Genomic DNA, 18323 nt, shown 5'->3' on the forward strand with positions numbered 1-18323 from the left:
TTTTCTCTTTTTTATTTTAATTTATCCGAATATATCAATCAGATTCGCCCTATTTATAATTATATTTCCATATACGCATAAAAGTTGACGCTTGTTTGTAATTCGATTTTCTGATTTGAGTTAATTTCCATTCAATCGGATAAATCGAAGCAACAGGCAATGAATCAGAATACGTTTCGGCTGGTATATAGCCGGATTCGGGGCATGCTGGTCGCCGTGGCCGAAACCGCCAGCGCGGCAGGCAAAGCGGATTCGGGTGAAACCCGTCCTCATCGTCCCGCAGCACAACTCCCGGAAATCTCGCTGTTTGCGCTCAGGCCCGCGGTTTTCGGCGCGCTGCTCGCGTTTGGCGCGGCGCCCGTGCCCGTCGACGCGCAAGTGGTCGGCGCGGGTGCGCATGCGCCAACGGTCATCCAGACGCAGAACGGTTTGCCGCAAGTCAATATCAACAAGCCGGGTGGCGCGGGGGTTTCGGTCAACACGTATTCGCAATTCGACGTGCAAAAGCCGGGCGTGATTCTGAATAACTCGCCGACCATCGTTCAGACGCAGCAGGCGGGGCAGATCAATGGCAATCCGAATCTGTCGCCGGGACAATCGGCGCGGATCATTCTGAATCAGGTCAATAGCAATTCACCGAGTCAATTGCGTGGTTATCTCGAAGTCGCCGGCAATAAAGCGGAAGTGGTGGTGGCGAACGGCTCGGGAATCGTCGTCGATGGCGGCGGCTTCATCAATACGACGCGCGGCATTCTGACGACCGGCACGCCACGGCTCGACGCCAGCGGCAATCTGACCGGCTTCGACGTGGCGGTCGTCGCGGGCGGCAACCTGACGGCGACCACGGTGAACTATATCGACGATCTGACGATCGGCAGCCGCTACACGGTGCGCGGCTTCGACGGCGAAACGATGCTTGCCGCCGAGCGTGGCTTCTTCTGGCGCAATGAATTGCAATGGCCGATCGGCGCCACCGGCCAGTCGCTATACGCAGGTCTCGACTACGGCCATGTGTTCGGCCCGAACGCGGCCTATCTCGCCGGATCGCAACTCGCGGGTGCGGTGATCGGCGTGAAGGGCAGGGTATCGGCAAAGGCGGGCGCGCTTGCCTATGATCTGTTCGCCGGCACACCGGTCTATAAACCGTCAGGATTTCCAACTACGCGCGTCACGCTCGGCTTTCAGCTGACTTCGCAGTTCTAGGCAATCCGCGGACGCTCACTCTTTCTCCATCCCCGCCTCATACCGTCCCAACGCCGCCGCTCCATTGAGCCGCGCGCGCTTGAGCAGCGCCTGCTGCGCGACCGCCACATTCCCCGCCTGTCCACCCCAGGCCTGCAACGGCGGCTCCTGCAATGCACGCCCATACGAGAAGCTCAAATTCCACGGCAATCGGCCAAGCCGGTTCATCGCATCGAGATTCGCGGTCGCTTCCTCGGGAGATTGCCCGCCCGACAGAAACACGATGCCCGGCACCGCCGCGGGCACCGTGCGCTTGAGCACGCGCACGGTCGCCGCGGCGATCTCCGCCGTCGTCGACGGCTGCGCGTGTTCCGAGCCGGCCAGCACCATGCTCGGCTTCAGCAGGATATGTTCGAGCACCACGCGATGCCGATGCAGCGCATGAAAGACCTCGTGCAGCACGGCCTCGGTCACTTCCGCGCTGCGCCCGATCGTATGCTCGCCGTCCATCAGCACTTCGGGTTCGACGATCGGCACGATGCCGGCTTCCTGGCTGATCGCCGCATAGCGCGCGAGCGAATCGGCGTTCGCCTCGATCGCGAGGCGGCTCGGCAGGCTCGCCGTGATGTTGTAGACCGCGCGCCATTTCGCGAAGCGCGCGCCTTGCCGTTTGTAATCGACGAAGCGTTTGGCGAGGCCGTCGAGCCCTTCGGTGATTTCGTCGCCCGGCGCGAGCGCGAGCGGCACCTTGCCGAGATCGACCTTGATGCCGGGCACGATGCCGTTGGCGGCGGTGACTTGCGGGAACGGCGTACCGTCGTCGGCTTGCTGGCCGAGCGTTTCCGCGTAGAGAATCACGCCGCTCACGAAGTCGCCGAGGCCGGGCGTCGTGAGCAGCAGGTTGCGATAGGCGCGGCGGTTTTCCTCGGTCGATTCGAGGCCGATCGTCCTGAAGCGTTTGGCGATGGTCGGGCCGCTTTCGTCGGCGGCGAGCAGGCCCTTGCCGGGTTGGACCATCGCGTCGACGGTGGCTTGCAGTTCGCTACGGGTATCCATGAGAGGTGCTCCCTTAGGTTGGCTCCGTTCGATCCGGGGCGCGGTGAAGAGGCGGGGACAGTTTCCTTGGCGCGATGCGTGTGCGTCTGTACGAAAAGAATCAGAAAGCCGAAAAAAGGGCGGTCCGTGTCCAAACTGCCAGGCTCAGACTATCAGGCTTCAGGTTATCCGGCATGGTTGGCGATCGGGCGAGCCAACCGGCCCTCGAACCGTCAGGTCGGTGAACGACCCGATGAACTATCTCGGCGGTCCTCGCATGCCGTGCCTGGAGCGCGCGGGCGCCGCATCATTCGCCGAGCAGATGCAGCACGATATCGCGAGGCTGCGTATGCCGGCGATGTTCGAACAGATATAACCCTTGCCATGTGCCGAGCACCATCCGTCCGTGTTCGACGGGCACCGACAGTTGCACCTGCGTGAGCGCGGTGCGCAAGTGCGCGGGCATGTCGTCGGGGCCTTCGGTATCGTGCTCGTAGCGCCCGGTGTCTTCGGGCGCGAGGCTCGCGAAGTAGCGTTCGAGATCGCGCTGCACGGACGGGTCGGCATTCTCCTGAATCAGCAGCGAGGCCGACGTATGGCGGCAAAACAGCGTCAGCAAACCGGTCGAGATGCCCTGATCGGCGACGAAACGGCGCGCTTCATCGGTAAATTCGACGAGCCCGCGACTGCGGGCCTTGATGCTCAGATGGTGAATGGCCTGGCGCATGAGAGACGTGCTATGAACTGGAAACGACAGCAAAGCGGATAGCGGAAACGTGGGCCGATCGCGCCTGCCGGCGATGACTGCCCGCGATGAAGCAGCGAAGCCGAGGCGCGGAACGGCACGGCTCGCCAACTGAACCGAACCACCGAACGGCCAGAAGGCGAGCGCAATGGCACGACAATACCGCGCCGCGACGCGCGCACTGCCGCCTCGATGCGCATCAAAGCCGTTCACAGCGCCGCGAACGCGTCCTCGATATCGGCCGCGCTCGTCGGACGCACCACGCGCGCGAGTTCGGCGCCGTTGCGCATCAGCACGAGCGTCGGCCACAGCTTGACCTTGAACGAGCGACCGAGCGCGCGGCCGGGGCCGTCCTCGACCTTCAGGTGCCTGAGCCCGGCGTGCGGCCCGAGCGCCTTCGCAATCGATGCCTGCGCGCCCTGGCAATAGCCGCACCAGTTCGTGCCGAATTCGACGACGGTGACGCCCGGCAGCGCGTCGAGTTCGGCGCGCGTGGGGGCTTGCGGGGAATAGGCGGTCGGGGATGTCATGCAGGCTCCGGGTACGGTACGGATGGAGAGATCGCGCGTGCCGCTGGCGCGGTGCTCTTCGCGCCTTGACGACGAATAGGGCGCGAGGCTCGGCGTCGGGATTCGTCAAGCGTAGCAGCTATGCCGCGGGTCGTCATGGAAGGCGGCGCGCAGTGCGCTTTCGCTCGGCATTTTGTCGTCATGGCGTGTTAAAAAGCGAAGCGCGTGCCATCGCACCGCCACGCGCCGCCCGCACTCGCGGGAACGGTTCAGGAGCGAATCGGAAACAAATCAGAGCAAGGAATTCAGGAAAGAACATGGAAGCGCGAATTTATCTGCAACGTCCCGGCGCCACGGAAACCGTCGCGGTCGCGACCGGCTTCAGCTGGGGAGCGTGTCTGCTCGGCTTTATCTGGGCGCTGTCGAAGAAAATGTGGTTTGCCGCGTTCGTGATGCTTGCGATCAACCTGATCCTGTTCGCGTTCGGCCTGTGGGGCACAACGGCCGATCTGATCGGACTCGTGCTGTCGGTTGTGTTCGGCATCGCATGCGGTGCGTATGGCAACCGGTGGCATCGCTGGACGCTCGAACAGCGGGGTTATGTCGTGATGTGAGGTGGACGGGGAAGGGCACGCCGCTGATGTGGCGAATGCACGCGAAGAACAGCAAGTAGCGGACGCTTCCAAAAACGGCAAATAACGCACGACAAGGGCTTCCTCGTTAGACGCACGCATTCAGCGTGGTGCGCTGCGAGAGGCGTTACTGGCAAGCACCGGGTGGTGCGCAAGGAGAGCGTTCAGGCCATCTGACCGCTCCTATCCCGCGCTCATGCCGGGGGAATCATGGAGACGACCATCCCGAGGAGCAACAGCGCGGGAAGGGCGAGCAGTCCCACCGATTGAAGCGTGCGCACCCAGCGCGCGCGGCCCGCTCCCTTCCGCAAACCAGCCAGGAACGCGACGATGGAGAAGACGCCGATTATCCAGAGCAGATACGCGGCCTCTCCGTCGGCCAGCGCCGACGCCGAGCCCAGAAACGCAGAACTCGCTATCAATGGTTGAACTCCATGAAATTCCAGCGGTAAAACTCGAAGTATTTCAGGAAATCAGTCCGGGTGGCGCCAGTCGTATTGTTCCTGTCGTCCCAGCCGGTCGAGGCTTGGGTGAATTTCCCGGTTTCGGGCGTCGTGCCGGCGGTCATTCCGGCGTATTTGGGACACCCTCCCAAAAGTTTACGCAACCCGCGCTCCGGGTCGATAATGCCCCGGTCGTTCCGGCCCCGAAGCCCGGGGCCTATCGTGCCGTCAGGCGCCTTGCGGCGTTGTCAGGCCCGCTCCACTCGACCTCACCGCCTCCGTGTTGAAAACTTCGCGTTTTTTCAGCCTGCTTTACATCCCTGGCTTCAAGCCGCTGGCCGCCGCCACCCTCATGCTCGGTGTAGCGATGTCGTTCACCGCTCCGTATCTGTCGCTGTTCGGCGTCGAGCGCGCCGGCATGACGCCGCTCAGGCTCGGCATCTTCATGACGCTGATCGCCGCAAGCGGCGTGCTCGCGAGCACGCTCGCCGGGCGTTGGAGCGACGCGAGCGGGCGGCATCGGCCGCTGCTGCTGGCGGCGCTCGTCGCGGCCGCGTTCGGGTATCTCTCGCTCTGCGTAGTGCGCGATTACCGGCTGCTGCTCGTGGTCGGCATCGTCTTCATTGGCGCGGGCGGCTCGGCGATCTCGATGGTGTTCTCGTTCAGCCGCGCGGCGCTGCCGGTGCCGGACCCCGCCGAGCGCGTGTTCGCGAGCGCGACGTTGCGGACCATTCTGTCGGCGGCATGGGTGTTCGGGCCGTCGGTCGGCGCGCTCGTGCTCGCGGCCACCAGCTTCTACGGGCTGTTCCTGTTCGCGGCCGCGAGCTTCGCGACCTGCGCGTTCATCGTCTGGCGCATGCGCGAGCCGCAAAGCCACCTCGGCGATCACACGGTCGAGGACACCGCCGTGGAGCCGTCCGCGTCGATCACCGTGCCGCCGCTGACCGCGCCGGGCGAGGACGCGCACGAAACGCTGCCGACAGCTTCCGCCAACGACATCATGCGCGCGGTCGCCGCGCTGACGCTGCTCGGTCTCGCCGCGAACGCGACGATGATCGTGCTGCCGCTCTACATCGTGCATGGCCTGAACGGCTCGCATCTCGACGTCTCTGTCATGCTCGGCCTCGGCGCGCTGACCGAAATCCCGATGATGCTCGCGCTCGGCGCGAAGTCGTCGTCGCTGCACAAGCCGAACTGGCTCGCCGCGTGCGCGGCGGTGCATGCGGTGTATTTCGTCGCGATGTCGCTGGCGGGCAGCATCAACGTGCTGATCCCGATGCAGATGCTCAACGCGTTCGTGGTCGCCGTGACCTCGTGCCTCGGCATGACCTACGTGCAAGACCTGATGCCGCATGCGCCGGGCCGCGCGACCGCGCTGTTCTTCAACGCGGCGCGGGTCGGCTCGATTCTGTCGGGCGTGCTGTCGGGGCTGCTCGTGCAGGCGTTCAGCTATCGCGGCACGTTCCTGTTCTGCGGCCTGCTCGGGCTGTGCGCGCTCGTGCTGTTCGCGGTGCCGGGGTATCGCTATCCGCTGATGTGGCGCGCGATCCGGCGCTTTGCCGCGGCGCAGTATGCCAGGTGGCTCGCGCGACGCGGGGGGTGCATGCCGGAGCGCAGCGAGTGAAGTGAGTGAGGTGATCTAAAAAAGCAACGCCTCGGGCGGTCGCGTCACGCGGAAGCCCTCGCGCTCGCGTAGGCTATGCATAGGTTGTGTCGCGACGCCGAGGTCCCGGCGCGGCCATGTTGTCCGGCATGCGCGCATCGGCGCGACTACAGTGATCGATGTGTCACGATGACGTACCACGGCGCGTGCGTCGTCATGCGACCCGACCGCGGCCAGCGGTCTCCCTCATAAAAAAACGGCCGTACGGGGCACGTAACCGCAGCGCCACAGTCAGAAAACCTGTAAATCAGACCCGCAACGCAGCACCTTCCGGAGCGAGATATGCAGCTAGGCATGATTGGATTGGGACGTATGGGCGCCGACATGGTGCGCCGCCTGACGAAGGGCGCTCAGCAATGCGTCGTCTACGACGTGCAGCCGGCGGCGGTGGACCGGCTCAGGCAGGAAGGCATCGTCGGCGAAACCTCGCTTGAGAATTTCGTCGCGCAACTCGACAAGCCGCGCGCCGTGTGGCTGATGGTGCCCGCCGCAGTGGTCGACGAGACGCTCGGCAAGCTCGTGCCGCTGCTCGATCCGGGCGATGTCGTGATCGACGGCGGCAACTCCTACTATCACGACGACATCCGCCGCGCGGAAGAACTCGGCGCGCGCGGACTTCATTACGTCGACGTCGGCACGAGCGGCGGCGTGGCCGGCCGCGAGCGCGGCTACTGCCTGATGATCGGCGGCGAGACCGAAATCGTGCAGCGGCTCGAACCGGTCTTTGCGGCGCTCGCACCGGGCGTCGGCGCGGCGCCACCGACGCCCGGCCGCGCGACGGATCCCGCCAGCAATGCAGTCAATGGCGCGGCCGGGCAAGCCGCCGGCAGCGAAACCCGCCACGCCAGCACTGCCGACCAGGGCTTCCTGCATTGCGGTCCGCACGGCGCGGGGCATTTCGTCAAGATGGTCCACAACGGCATCGAGTACGGGATGATGGCCGCCTATGCCGAGGGCCTCAACGTTCTGCGCCACGCCAACGCCGGCCGCCACACGCGCGAAGCCGATGCGGAAACCTCGCCGCTGCGCCGTCCCGAGCTTTACCAGTACGACCTGAATCTCGCCGAGATCGCCGAAGTGTGGCGGCGCGGCAGCGTGATCGGCTCATGGCTGCTCGATCTGATCGCGGGCTCGCTCGCGGGCGACGCCGAGCTGAAAAACTACGCGGGCCGCGTGTCCGATTCGGGCGAGGGGCGCTGGACCGTCGCGGCCGCGATCGACGAAGGCGTGCCGACGCCGGTGCTGAGCGCCGCGCTGTTCGCGCGTTTCAGCTCGCGCGGCGACGCCGATTTCGCGAACCGCGTGCTGTCGGCGATGCGTCACGATTTCGGCGGCCACGTCGAGAAACCCGCCACGCCGGACGGCGGGCAGAACGGCTAGCGCGCGCTGCAAGCCGGCGACGTGCCCGCCCGCAAACCGTCGGCGAAACGACACCTGAGGACACTTGAGCCGTAGCCTCATGGCGCCATCGGCAAAGCCGATCGGCACAACCCTCGGCAGGATCACCCCGCCCGCGCGACAATGCGCGCGCGAAATCATGGAAGGAAGGAGCCTCAATGCCCGTCACCACCGCCACGCCGCACGACGTCGTGTTTCTGCTCGACTGCGACAACACGCTGCTCGACAACGATCACGTGTTGCAGGACTTGCGCAAACACATGACGCACGAGTTCGGCGAAGAGAACAGCGCGCGTTACTGGGAAATCTTCGAGAACCTGCGCACGGAACTCGGTTACGCCGACTACCTCGGCGCGCTGCAACGCTATCGGACCGAGCATCCGCGCGACACGCGCCTGCTGCTGATGTCCTCGTTCCTGATCGACTATCCGTTTGCGAACCGGCTCTATCCGGGCGCGCTCGACGCGCTGCGGCATCTGGCGACGCGCGGACCGACGGTGATCCTGTCCGACGGCGACGTCGTGTTCCAGCCGCGCAAGGTCGCGCGCTCGGGCCTGTGGGACGAAGTCGACGGACGCGTGCTGATCTACATCCACAAGGAGCTGATGCTCGATCAGGTGATGGAGTGCTATCCGGCGCGCCATTACGTGATGGTCGACGACAAGCTGCGGATTCTCAGCGCGATGAAAAAGACCTGGGGCACGAAATTGACGACGGTCTTTCCGCGCCAGGGGCACTATGCGTTCGATCAGAAGGAGATCGCGAACAATCCGCCCGCCGACGTGACGGTGGAGCGGATCGGCGAGCTGGCGGAGATCGATATCGATACGCTGCTGCGCAGCGCGAAGGCTTAGGCGCGAGTTATCCTGGGTGCGGGCTACGCGCTCATGCCTTCGCGGGCCGGCCGCGAGGCTCGCCGCTAGCCGTGGCCGAACAGCTTGACGACCAGCCCGAACACGCCGATCAGCACGGCAAGCGCGATGCCCGGCAACACGAGCGAGAGGATAAGAACGGTCAGTACTTTGAGGGGACCTTTAGATGTCGACATGGCGGGCTTGATCTGAAACAAGGAGGAGATGGCGAGCATCCGATACCGTGACAATGCGCGGCGGCAATGCATGACAGCCATGCCCGGCGCCTGAAGCACCGGTTGCGCGCGGCACGAAGCCTGTGCAGCTTAATACATTCGCGCCACGCATGGCAGCTTCCGCGCGATTACACCGAATTGCACCAAATTACGCCGGATTGCACCGAACCATGCGACGGCCAGCCTGTCAGATTCCTGACGAGCGCGACCGTGGATCGCCCGCGTGCGCCGCCCCGGGCATCCCGTGCCGCCGCGCCGCGCTCTGTCGAATCATGCGTTCGTGTCCGTAGTTCGTGTCCGCCCGCGATGCACCACGCATGACAGCAACGCGCACCCGAAGCCATATCCGACAGCGCGGCCCGCGCCCGCTTCACGCCAGCCGCCGCGCGAACATCCGCTGCAACATCCACCGCAACACCTGCTTCAACACCCGCCAACCTGCTTGCAGTCCTTTTCGAGGAGTGACGCCATGGCCGAAGCAACCTCGCATCCCAATCCGCCGCCAGTTCTGGACGCCGACACGCTGCGCAAGATGGACCGCTACTGGCGCGCCTGCAATTACCTGTCGGTCGGCATGATCTATCTGCGCGACAACCCGCTGCTGCGCGAACCGCTGAAGCCCGAGCACATCAAGAACCGGCTGCTCGGCCACTGGGGCTCGGACGCGGGGCAGAGCTTCGTGCTCGTGCATCTGAACCGCCTGATCCGCCAGCTCGATCTCGACGTGATCTTTCTGTCCGGTCCCGGCCATGGTGCGCCCGCGAGTCTTGCGCACTGCTACCTGGAAGGCCGCTACTCGGAAATTTATCCCGACCGCGGCGAGGACGAAGCCGGCCTGCGGCGCTTCTTCCGGCAATTCTCGTTCCCGGGCGGCATCGGCTCGCATTGCACGCCGGAGACGCCGGGGTCGATCCACGAAGGCGGCGAGCTCGGCTACAGCCTCTCGCATGCCTACGGCGCCGCGTTCGACAACCCCGGGCTGATCGTCACCGCGATGATCGGCGACGGCGAGGCCGAAACCGGTCCGCTCGCCACGTCGTGGCACTCGAACAAATTCCTCAACCCGATCCGCGACGGCGCGGTGCTGCCGGTGCTGCATCTGAACGGCTACAAGATCGCCAATCCGACGCTGCTCGCGCGCATTCCGCGCGAGGAACTCGAAGCGCTGCTGGTCGGCTACGGCCACAAGCCGTATTTCGTCGAAGGCGACGATCCCGACACGATGCATCAGCAGATGGCCGCGACGCTCGAACAGGCGATCGGCGAAATCCGCGCGATCCAGCAGCATGCGCGCCAGAACAACGACCCGACGCGGCCGCGCTGGCCGATGATCGTGCTGCGCTCGCCGAAGGGCTGGACCGGGCCGAAGGAAGTCGACGGCCACAAGGTGGAAGGTTCGTGGCGCGCGCACCAGGTGCCGGTGCTCGATCCGGCGACCAACCGCAAGAGCCTGAAGATCGTCGAGGACTGGATGCGCGGCTACGGCCCCGACACGCTGTTCGACGCCGATGGCCGGCTCGTCGCGGAACTGCGCGCGCTCGCGCCCGACGGCGCGCGCCGCATCAGCGCGAATCCGCATGCGAACGGCGGGCTGCTCTGCAAGGCGCTCGACATGCCGCCGTTTCGCGACTACGCGGTGGACGTGAAGAGGCCCGCCACCTCGTACATCTCGCCCACCGGCGTGCTCGGCACGTTCCTGCGCGACGTGATGCGCAACAACATGACGAACTTCCGCCTGTTCGGTCCCGATGAAACCGCCAGCAACAAGCTGCAGGCGGTCTACGAGGCGTCGGGCAAGACCTGGCTCGCCGGGATGGAGGAGAGCGACGCCGACGGCGGCGATCTGTCGCCCGATGGCCGCGTGATGGAAATGCTCAGCGAACACACGCTCGAAGGCTGGTTCGAAGGCTATACGCTGACCGGCCGCCACGGGCTTTTCGCGACCTACGAGGCGTTCGTCCATGTGATCGACTCGATGTTCAACCAGCACGCGAAGTGGCTCGAAAAAGCCAAGCGCGAACTGGACTGGCGGCAACCGGTGCCGTCGATCAATCTGCTCATCACGTCGCTCGTGTGGCGCCAGGATCACAACGGCTTCACGCACCAGGACCCGGGCTTTCTCGACGTCGTCACGAACAAGAGCCCCGACGTGGTGCGCATCTATCTGCCGCCCGACGCGAACACGCTGCTGAGCGTCGCCGATCACTGCCTGCGTTCGCGCGACTACGTGAACGTGATCGTCTCCGACAAGCAGCCGCATCTGACGTATCTCGACATGAACGCGGCCGTCACGCATTGCACGAAGGGCATCGGCATCTGGGACTGGGCCTCGACCGACCAGGGCGTCGAGCCCGACGTCGTGATCGCCTGCGCGGGCGATATCGCGACGATGGAAGCGCTCGCCGCCGTGCAGATTCTCAAGGAGCGTTTCGCCGCGCTGAAGATCCGCTTCGTCAACGTGGTCGACCTGTTCCGGCTGATGCCCGAGCATGCGCATCCGCACGGGCTGTCCGACCGCGATTTCGATTCGCTGTTCACCACGGACAAGCCCGTGATCTTCAACTTCCATTCGTATGCGTCGCTCGTGCACAAGCTCACGTACAACCGCACGAATCACGCGAACCTGCACGTGCACGGCTATCGCGAGAAGGGCAACATCAACACGCCGCTCGAACTCGCGATCATCAACGGCGTGGACCGCTTTACGCTCGCGATCGACGCGATCGACCGCGTGCCGGCGCTGCGCGGCGTCGGCGATCATACGAAGGAGTGGCTGCGCGGGCAGATCATCGAGCATCTCGCGTATGCGCACGGCGAGGGCATCGACAAGGAAGACATCCGCAACTGGACGTGGAAAGGCTGAGCGAGGATGCCATGCACACCGACGCTCAGGAGCAGACGATTCTGGTACTCAACAGCGGTTCGTCGTCGCTGAAATTCGGGCTGTTCGCTCGTGGCACTCGTCACACTCATGCCAGCGATACCGCTCATGCCGACGATGACGATGACGAAGCGCTGCTGCTCGAAGGCGCGGCCGAAGGCATCGGGCGCGGCGACGGCCGCCTGCGCATCAAGGCGTCCGACGGCCGCGTGCTATTGCAGCAGGAGCAACGACTCGAAACGCAAACCGACGCGCTGCAAAAGCTCTCGCAAGTGCTCGCGCAGCAGCATCATGCGCGGCCCGTGGCGGTCGGGCACCGCGTCGTGCATGGCGGTCCGCACCTGCGCACGCACCAGCGGCTTACCGGCGAGGTGCGGCGCCGGTTACGCGAAGCGCTGCACTTCGCGCCGCTGCATATACCGCCGGCGCTCGCGTTGATCGACGAGGCGACGAAAATCTTCGGCGACGCCACGCACTTCGCGTGCTTCGACACGGCGTTCCATGCGACGCTGCCGCCGCGCGCGGCGCAATTCGCGTTGCCGCGCCGTTATGCGGATGCCGGCGTGATCCGCTACGGTTTTCATGGGCTTTCGTACGAATCGCTCGTCGCGCAGTTGGGCGCGGCGTTGCCGCCGCGCGCGGTGTTCGCGCATCTCGGCAACGGGTCGAGCGTCTGCGCGCTGCTCGACGGCCAATCGGTCGATACGTCGATGGGCTTGACGCCGACCGGCGGCATCCCGATGGGCACGCGCTCGGGCGACCTCGATCCTGGCGTGCTGCTGTATCTGATGCGTGCCGAAAAGCTCGATGCCGATGCCCTGGAAACGCTGCTCAATCGCCACAGCGGCCTGGCCGGTTACGCCGATGGCGAGAGCGACATGCAGGCGCTCGAAAAGCGCGCGGCCAGCGGCGACGCGCAAGCCGCGCTCGCCATCGATGCGTTCGCGAGCGCGGTGCGCAAGATGATCGGCGGCTATGCGGCGCTGCTTGGCGGGATCGATCTGCTCGTGTTCACGGGCGGCATCGGCGAACACAGCGCGCAGGTGCGGCGGCGCGTGTGCGAGGGACTCGCGTTTCTCGGACTGGCCGAAAATGATCCGAGCGGTCCGAACGACCTGGCGGGAAAGGTGAGGGTGCTGCACACCGAAGAGGAAAAGCAGATCGCGCGGCATTGCCGGGCATTGCTGCGCGACGAAACGGCGCAATCGCCTGGTGCGGGCCCGCGCTAGCGCGTTGCGGCGACGGTGCGATCCGTCACGCCGGTGACGCCGAACAGGCGCGCGACGTCTTCGAGCATCGCGCGCCGCTGGCGCGCGTCCCGCAGTTCGCCGAAAAGCGTCACGTGGCCGCGCTGGACCTTCACGCGCACGGCGTGCGGCGGGACGGCCGCGTCCCATGCAAGACGGCGCGCGGCTTCGGCGGCAATCTGCGCATCGCTGAGGCGAGCGCTTCGGCGTGCGGCGTAGCGCATGGACGACATGAGTTTTCCACGAAAGAAACACTGATCCCGCAACACTAGCAGATGCGACGGTTCCTGCCGCGCGTCGCGGACAGGGCACAAACAGGGCACCAGTCGCACACGGTTCGTCGCAATCGTCGCAATCGCGGGCGGATCGCGGGTATGCTCACGTTTCGTTCCAGAACAGTTCAGGCTCCTCGCACCATGTCCGATCTTCCCATCGACAATCCCTTCCTCGAATCCCTCGGCGTGCGTCTCACGCAATGGCGCGACGGTTACGCGGAACTGCTCATGCCGATCGACGCGAGCAAGCTCAACCGCCAGGGCGTGCTGCAAGGCGGCGCGATCGCGACGCTGCTCGACGCGGCGGCCGGTTACGCGGGGCTCTACGCGCCGCCTGGGCAGCCCCCTCGGCATGGCTTCACGCTGTCGCTGACCACCAACTATCTCGACAAGGGACTCGGCGCGTCGGTCACCGCGAAGGGCTTTCTGGAACGCGCGGGCCGCTCGATCTTCTTTTCGCGCGGCGAGGCCTGGGTGGACGGCCGGCTGCTGATCGCAAGCGCGCAGGGCACGTTCAAGTATGCGAGACGCACCTGAGGACACGCACCTGGGGAAACGCAGCGGATGAATCGGAGCCGGCGGAATCGACCGAAGCGGGCCGAACCAGGCCGCGCCTCGCCGGGCATCCGGGCCTCACGATTGACGCCGCGCGCCGGTCCGGGCCGTTTATCATAGTGCCCACCCGACCGAACGCGCGGCTAGCAGCAGGGCGCGCGCATCCACCACGAGACCCGGCATTCCCCCATGAACTCCATTCCCGACGCTTCTTCCCGTCCCTCGATCCGCGCGCTGACGGCGCTCGAAGGGCGCGTGCTCGGCGTGCTCGTCGAAAAACAGCACACCGTGCCGGACAGTTATCCGCTTTCGCTGAACGCGCTGACGCTCGGCTGTAATCAGAAGACCGGCCGCGCGCCGGTCATGAACGCGACCGAGGCCGAGGTGATGACCGCCATCGACGGATTAAAGCGTCTGAGCCTCGTGATCGAAGGCAGCAGCAGCCGCGTGCCGCGCTTCGAGCACAACATGAATCGCGTCTACGGTCTGCCGGGGCAGTCGGTCGCACTGTTGACCACGCTGCTGCTGCGCGGTCCGCAAACGGCCGCCGAGCTGCGCCTCAATAGCGCGCGCCTGCATGGTTTCGCCGATATCTCCTCGGTCGAGGCGTTTCTCGACGAACTGGCCGCGAACGATCCGGCGCGCGTCGTCAGGCTGCCGCGCATGGCGGGCGAGCGCGAGCATCGCTGGACGCATCTGCTGTGCGGCGAGGTCAGCGTGAGCGAGGCCGCGCTGTCCGCGGCCGAGGACGACAGCGTGCCACTTTCCGCGTTCGAATCGCTGAAGGCCGAACAGAAGCGCCTTGCCGACGAGGTGAGTCGGCTGCAGGCCGTCGTGCGGCGCATGGCGGGCGAGTTGGGGATCAGCGCCGACGATCTGTGAGCGGCGGGTAAGGAGAACGGTAAAGGCAAGGGCATGCGTCACGCGGCGCCGGCTGCCGCGTTTTCATGCCTTGCCGTCAATTGCCGTGATGCATCGCCTTCAGGTGCCGCCCTCATGGGGCACCTTCATGAGCCACCCTCATGGGCCACATTCACGCATCGCGCCCGCGCGCCTTGTCCGCGAGCAGCGCGCGTTGCGTGCGATAGAAAACACGCGGCGGCACGTTCGGCGAATCCTCGGCGAGCCGGTCGAGTTCGATGCGGATCGAGGCCAGGTAGTGCGCGTCGCGCGCGTCGGCGTCGCCGGCAAACACCGCTTCGAGCCTGCGCCGCACAGCGCCATAGCGCGCACCGGCCGCGCGATGCTTTTCGGCGCGCCCGGCATAGCGCAGGAACGTCTGCAACGCCGCGGATACCGCGGCCGTCACACTGACGAGCCCGACAAAAATCCTCATCCCGATCGACAACGGCGGCGTACTCAGCGACGCGAACACGGCCGTGCCGACGAATGCGCTCAACACCGTCACGAGCCAGCCGATGCGGCGCTCGCGCGCCGACAGCCGGTCGGCCATGTCGTAATGGCTCATCTGTGATTCGCGCGCGCGGCGAATCCACTTCAGCAGCAGCGCGTTTTCGTCGGCGGGGGGCTCGTAGTCGGGCAGGGTCGTCATGTTGCCGGGGTGGATAATCGTTGCGGCGGTCGCGGTAACGGTGCACGGCCACGCGCAAGGCGGCCCGCACCGCAACGCACGCATCAATCGTAGGAAAACGAACCGCCGAATTTCTCGATGCGCTCCAGCGCCATGCCCGAGCCGCGCACGACGCAGGTCAGCGGCGCCTCGGCGACGAACACCGGCAGGCCGGTCTCTTCGGCGAGCAGGCGGTCGAGGTCGCGCAGCAGCGCGCCGCCGCCCGCCAGCATGATGCCGCGCTCGGCGATGTCGGCACCGAGTTCCGGCGGCGTTTGCTCGAGCGCGATCTTCACGGCCGACACGATCTGGTTCAGCGGATCGGTCAGCGCCTCGAGAATCTCGTTGCTCGACACCGTGAAGCTGCGCGGAATGCCCTCGGACATATTGCGGCCTTTCACTTCCATCTCCATGACCTCGGAGCCCGGAAACGCGGAGCCGATTTCCTTCTTGATCGCCTCGGCGGTCTGCTCGCCGATCAGCATGCCGTAGTTGCGGCGGATGTAGTTGACGATCGCGTCGTCGAACTTGTCGCCGCCGACGCGCACCGAGCCTTTGTAGACGATGCCGCCGAGCGAGATCACGCCGACCTCGGTCGTGCCGCCGCCGATGTCGACGACCATCGAGCCGGTCGCATCCGACACCGGCAGGCCTGAGCCGGTCGCGGCGGCCATCGGCTCCTCGATCAGATAGACCTGCGAGGCGCCCGCGCTGTGCGCGGCCTCCTTGATCGCGCGCCGCTCGACCTGGGTCGAGCCGCACGGCACACAGATGATGATGCGCGGCGACGGCGCGAAGAGTCGCGACTCGTGCGCCATCTGGATGAAGCGCTTGATCATCTGCTGGGTGATGTTGAAATCGGCGATCACGCCGTCTTTCATCGGGCGGATCGCCTCGATGTTGCCCGGCACCTTGCCGAGCATCTGCTTCGCCTCGCGGCCGACGGCGAGGATGATCTTCTTGCCGTTCGGGCCGCCTTCCTGGCGGATCGACACGACCGAGGGCTCGTCGAGCACGATGCCCTTGCCGCGCATGTAGATCAGCGTGTTCGACGTGCCGAGGTCGATCGCGAGGTCGTTGGAAAAATAGCCGCGCAGAAAACCGAACATGCGTATTCCTGTCTTTGCGAAGTCGGGCGCGTGAGCGCCGCCGGGAGGCTGTCGGGGTCGGCCGCTTGCGGGCGGCGGGCGGCGGGCGGCCCGATCGGGGCGCGCGAGAGGAAGAATAGCAGTTTCGGCCGGCGCGGCGGCATCCTCGCGCCGGCGCGCGGCCGATCTGCGGTCCTTATACAACGGCGGTAACGATTACCGCAGGCAACCCTGGCCGCTACCGCCCGCTCGCCGGGCCGAGCCGCCGCGCGATAGCCTCGCATGCCGCGAGCAGCGGCTCGATATAGCTCGTGCGCGCGTCAGCGCGGCGGCGGAACGTCGGCATGCTGATGCTCACGCAGCCGGCCACGCGTCCGTCCGGACCGCGAATCGCCGAGCCGTAGCAGCAGATCGACACCTCGTTTTCCTCGCGGTCTTCCGCGTAGCCGCGTTGCGCGGTAGCGTCGAGTTCGCGGCGAACCGCGTCGAGATCGGTGAGCGTGTGTTCGGTAAAACGCACGAGCGGCGCGTCCTTCAGCAGCGCCTCGCGTTCGGCCGTGCCGAGCGTCGCCATGTAAGCCTTGCCGACCGAACTCGACGTCAGCGAGACGCGCGTGCCGATGCGCGACGCCATCCGCACCGCGTGCGGGCTTTCGAGTTTTTCGATGTAGACCATCTCGCCCTGGCTCGGCACCGCGAGGTGGATCGTCTCGGCCGTGACGTCGCGTAGTGCCATCAACGCGTCGACCGCGGCAAGCCGCAGGTCCGAGCGTTCCCAGCTATGGCTCGCGAGGTTGATCAGCCGCGGGCCGAGGCCGAACGTGCTACCGCTGCCCGTCGCGACGATCAGCCCCTCGGCCTGCAACGCGGCCACGATGCGATGCACGGTCGGACGCGGATAGCCGCTTGCCGCGCTCAGCTTCGCGACGTTGGGCGGCGTCTGCGCGTCGGCGATCAGTTGCAGCACCGCGATGAACTTCGAGAATGCGGCCGCGCCGGCCACGGCTTTGCTGTCGGCTCCGGCGCCGATTTTTCCGGCGACGGCGTCGGCCGTGGCGGCGCGCGTGGCGGGACGGGAGCCCGGCTTTGAGGTGGGCTTTAAGGCGGGCTTTGAACCCGGCTTCGAAGCGGTTTTTGCCACGGCCTTCGAGGCGGTTTTTGCAGCAGGTCTGGACACGTTTTTTGCAGCGGAAGTCGGCATCGGACAGGAGCAGGGCGCGGGGAGGCCATTATGCCTTCATTCGCGCGGCCGAACGATCGCGACGCCGCTTCACGCCGTCACGCGACGAGGTAGCCGCCGTCGACCGCGACGATCGCGCCCGTCATGAACGACGCCGCCGGCGTGCAGAGAAACACCGCAACCTGCGCGACCTCGTCGGGCGTACCCCAGCGGCGCAGCGGCGTGCGCTCGAGAATCGCCTGCGAGCGGCCGTCGTCGCTCTGCAGCTCCTCGGTGAGCGGCGTCGCAATCCAGCCCGGCGCGATCGCATTGACGCGGATGCCGTCGGCCGCGTAGGCGAGCGCGAGCGACTTGGTCAACTGCGCGACCGCGCCCTTGCTCGCGCTGTAGGCGGGCACGAGACCGCCGCCGAAAAAGCTCAGCATCGACGCGGTGTTTACGATGCAGCCGCCCGACGCCTTCAGCAAGGCGCGCGCGGCCGTGCAGACGCGCATCGTGCCATGCAGGTTGATGTCCATCACGCGCTCGAACACGTCGATCCGATGCTCGTCGCCACGGCTGATGACGCCCGCGCAATTGACCACGATGTCGAGACGCTCGAACGCGTGCAGCGCGGCGGCGATGTCGTCGTCCGAACGCACGTCGAGCGTGACGCGCCGGACCGCGCGGTTCAATGCGTCCGGCGCGCCTTCGGGCAACGGCACACCGGCTGCCACGACGTGTGCGCCGAGTTGCGCGAGCGCATTCGCGATTGCCGCGCCGATGCCGGAAAAACCGCCCGTCACGAATGCGGTCTTGCCTTCGAGTAGATCGTTCTGGAATGTCATGTGAGT

The 18323-nt window shown here is 65.8% G+C and carries 19 protein-coding genes and 1 pseudogene; 9 read left to right on the forward strand and 11 right to left on the reverse strand.

The features are described from left to right. Positions 1–159 precede the first annotated feature (159 nt). Positions 160–1107: pseudogene (locus tag F3J19_RS13095) on the forward strand (ShlB/FhaC/HecB family hemolysin secretion/activation protein); the annotation flags it as partial. A gap of 111 nt (positions 1108–1218) precedes the next feature. Here the strand turns inward: F3J19_RS13095 and F3J19_RS13105 are convergent. The 3 genes from F3J19_RS13105 to F3J19_RS13115 all read right to left on the reverse strand — a co-directional run bounded on the left by F3J19_RS13105 (position 1219) and on the right by F3J19_RS13115 (position 3492). After that, entirely contained in the window at positions 1219–2238 is a 1020-nt protein-coding gene (locus F3J19_RS13105) for a class I fructose-bisphosphate aldolase (protein WP_167041875.1), read from the reverse strand. Positions 2239–2524: 286 nt separating this feature from the next. Then, positions 2525–2944, reverse strand: a complete 420-nt coding sequence (locus F3J19_RS13110; RefSeq protein ID WP_167041878.1) for a secondary thiamine-phosphate synthase enzyme YjbQ — start codon at positions 2942–2944, stop codon at positions 2525–2527. Between the two features lie 227 nt (positions 2945–3171). After that, positions 3172–3492: a thioredoxin family protein gene (locus tag F3J19_RS13115; RefSeq protein ID WP_167041881.1), complete on the reverse strand. Its 321-nt coding sequence runs from the start codon at positions 3490–3492 to the stop codon at positions 3172–3174. Between the two features lie 296 nt (positions 3493–3788). Here F3J19_RS13115 and F3J19_RS13120 point away from each other — a divergent pair, with 296 nt between their 5' ends. Continuing rightward, positions 3789–4085 (forward strand): DUF2628 domain-containing protein, encoded by a 297-nt coding sequence (locus F3J19_RS13120; RefSeq protein ID WP_167041883.1) that lies wholly within the window; start codon positions 3789–3791, stop codon positions 4083–4085. 212 nt (positions 4086–4297) lie between these two features. Here F3J19_RS13120 and F3J19_RS13125 read toward each other — a convergent pair whose 3' ends face one another. Continuing rightward, positions 4298–4525, reverse strand: coding sequence for a hypothetical protein (locus F3J19_RS13125; RefSeq protein WP_167041886.1), 228 nt, complete (start codon positions 4523–4525; stop codon positions 4298–4300). Beyond that, positions 4522–4710, reverse strand: coding sequence for a hypothetical protein (locus tag F3J19_RS13130; RefSeq protein WP_167041274.1), 189 nt, complete (start codon positions 4708–4710; stop codon positions 4522–4524). The genes F3J19_RS13125 and F3J19_RS13130 overlap by 4 nt, the downstream gene beginning before the upstream one ends. Before the next feature lie 116 nt (positions 4711–4826). On the opposite strand from F3J19_RS13130, the gene F3J19_RS13135 reads away from it, so the two are divergent. From F3J19_RS13135 to F3J19_RS13145, 3 genes are all read left to right on the forward strand, one after another. Then, on the forward strand, positions 4827–6170 hold the full coding sequence (locus F3J19_RS13135) for a sugar efflux transporter (protein WP_167041889.1): 1344 nt from the start codon (positions 4827–4829) through the stop codon (positions 6168–6170). 321 nt (positions 6171–6491) lie between these two features. Continuing rightward, positions 6492–7589, forward strand: a complete 1098-nt coding sequence (gene gnd, locus F3J19_RS13140) for a phosphogluconate dehydrogenase (NAD(+)-dependent, decarboxylating) (protein WP_167041892.1) — start codon at positions 6492–6494, stop codon at positions 7587–7589. Between the two features lie 176 nt (positions 7590–7765). Further along, complete coding sequence (locus F3J19_RS13145) at positions 7766–8461, forward strand: HAD family hydrolase (RefSeq protein ID WP_167041895.1); 696 nt, start codon at positions 7766–7768, stop codon at positions 8459–8461. 65 nt (positions 8462–8526) lie between these two features. Here F3J19_RS13145 and F3J19_RS32990 read toward each other — a convergent pair whose 3' ends face one another. Then, the gene (locus tag F3J19_RS32990; protein WP_275691437.1) at positions 8527–8655 is read right to left on the reverse strand and encodes a hypothetical protein; all 129 of its coding nucleotides are present in this window, start codon (positions 8653–8655) and stop codon (positions 8527–8529) included. A 508-nt stretch (positions 8656–9163) separates the two neighbouring features. Here F3J19_RS32990 and F3J19_RS13150 point away from each other — a divergent pair. Both F3J19_RS13150 and F3J19_RS13155 read left to right on the forward strand, forming a co-directional pair. Beyond that, positions 9164–11557, forward strand: a complete 2394-nt coding sequence (locus F3J19_RS13150; protein ID WP_167041898.1) for a phosphoketolase family protein — start codon at positions 9164–9166, stop codon at positions 11555–11557. Positions 11558–11568: 11 nt separating this feature from the next. Further along, a complete protein-coding gene (locus F3J19_RS13155) occupies positions 11569–12804 on the forward strand; it encodes an acetate/propionate family kinase (protein WP_167041901.1) in 1236 nt (411 codons plus the stop codon). On the opposite strand, the gene F3J19_RS13160 is transcribed toward F3J19_RS13155, so the two are convergent. Beyond that, the gene (locus F3J19_RS13160) at positions 12801–13055 is read right to left on the reverse strand and encodes a BON domain-containing protein (RefSeq protein ID WP_167041904.1); all 255 of its coding nucleotides are present in this window, start codon (positions 13053–13055) and stop codon (positions 12801–12803) included. The genes F3J19_RS13155 and F3J19_RS13160 overlap by 4 nt on opposite strands. Before the next feature lie 183 nt (positions 13056–13238). Here F3J19_RS13160 and F3J19_RS13165 point away from each other — a divergent pair, with 183 nt between their 5' ends. Further along, positions 13239–13634 carry a PaaI family thioesterase gene (locus F3J19_RS13165; protein ID WP_167041907.1) on the forward strand — a complete coding sequence of 132 codons (396 nt, stop codon included), beginning with the start codon at positions 13239–13241 and terminating at the stop codon, positions 13632–13634. 207 nt (positions 13635–13841) lie between these two features. Continuing rightward, the gene (locus tag F3J19_RS13170; RefSeq protein ID WP_167041910.1) at positions 13842–14534 is read left to right on the forward strand and encodes a YceH family protein; all 693 of its coding nucleotides are present in this window, start codon (positions 13842–13844) and stop codon (positions 14532–14534) included. Between the two features lie 151 nt (positions 14535–14685). On the opposite strand, the gene F3J19_RS13175 is transcribed toward F3J19_RS13170, so the two are convergent. The 4 genes from F3J19_RS13175 to F3J19_RS13190 all read right to left on the reverse strand — a co-directional run bounded on the left by F3J19_RS13175 (position 14686) and on the right by F3J19_RS13190 (position 18317). After that, positions 14686–15204 (reverse strand): SLATT domain-containing protein, encoded by a 519-nt coding sequence (locus F3J19_RS13175; RefSeq protein ID WP_167041912.1) that lies wholly within the window; start codon positions 15202–15204, stop codon positions 14686–14688. An 83-nt stretch (positions 15205–15287) separates the two neighbouring features. Further along, entirely contained in the window at positions 15288–16331 is a 1044-nt protein-coding gene (locus tag F3J19_RS13180; RefSeq protein WP_167041916.1) for a rod shape-determining protein, read from the reverse strand. A 217-nt stretch (positions 16332–16548) separates the two neighbouring features. Beyond that, positions 16549–17340 (reverse strand): IclR family transcriptional regulator, encoded by a 792-nt coding sequence (locus tag F3J19_RS13185; protein ID WP_167042006.1) that lies wholly within the window; start codon positions 17338–17340, stop codon positions 16549–16551. Positions 17341–17588: 248 nt separating this feature from the next. Continuing rightward, positions 17589–18317, reverse strand: a complete 729-nt coding sequence (locus F3J19_RS13190) for an SDR family oxidoreductase (protein ID WP_167041918.1) — start codon at positions 18315–18317, stop codon at positions 17589–17591. Between the last annotated feature and the right edge of the window lie 6 nt (positions 18318–18323).

Source organism: Burkholderia sp. Ax-1724, from assembly GCF_011752995.1.
Classification (GTDB): domain Bacteria; phylum Pseudomonadota; class Gammaproteobacteria; order Burkholderiales; family Burkholderiaceae; genus Paraburkholderia.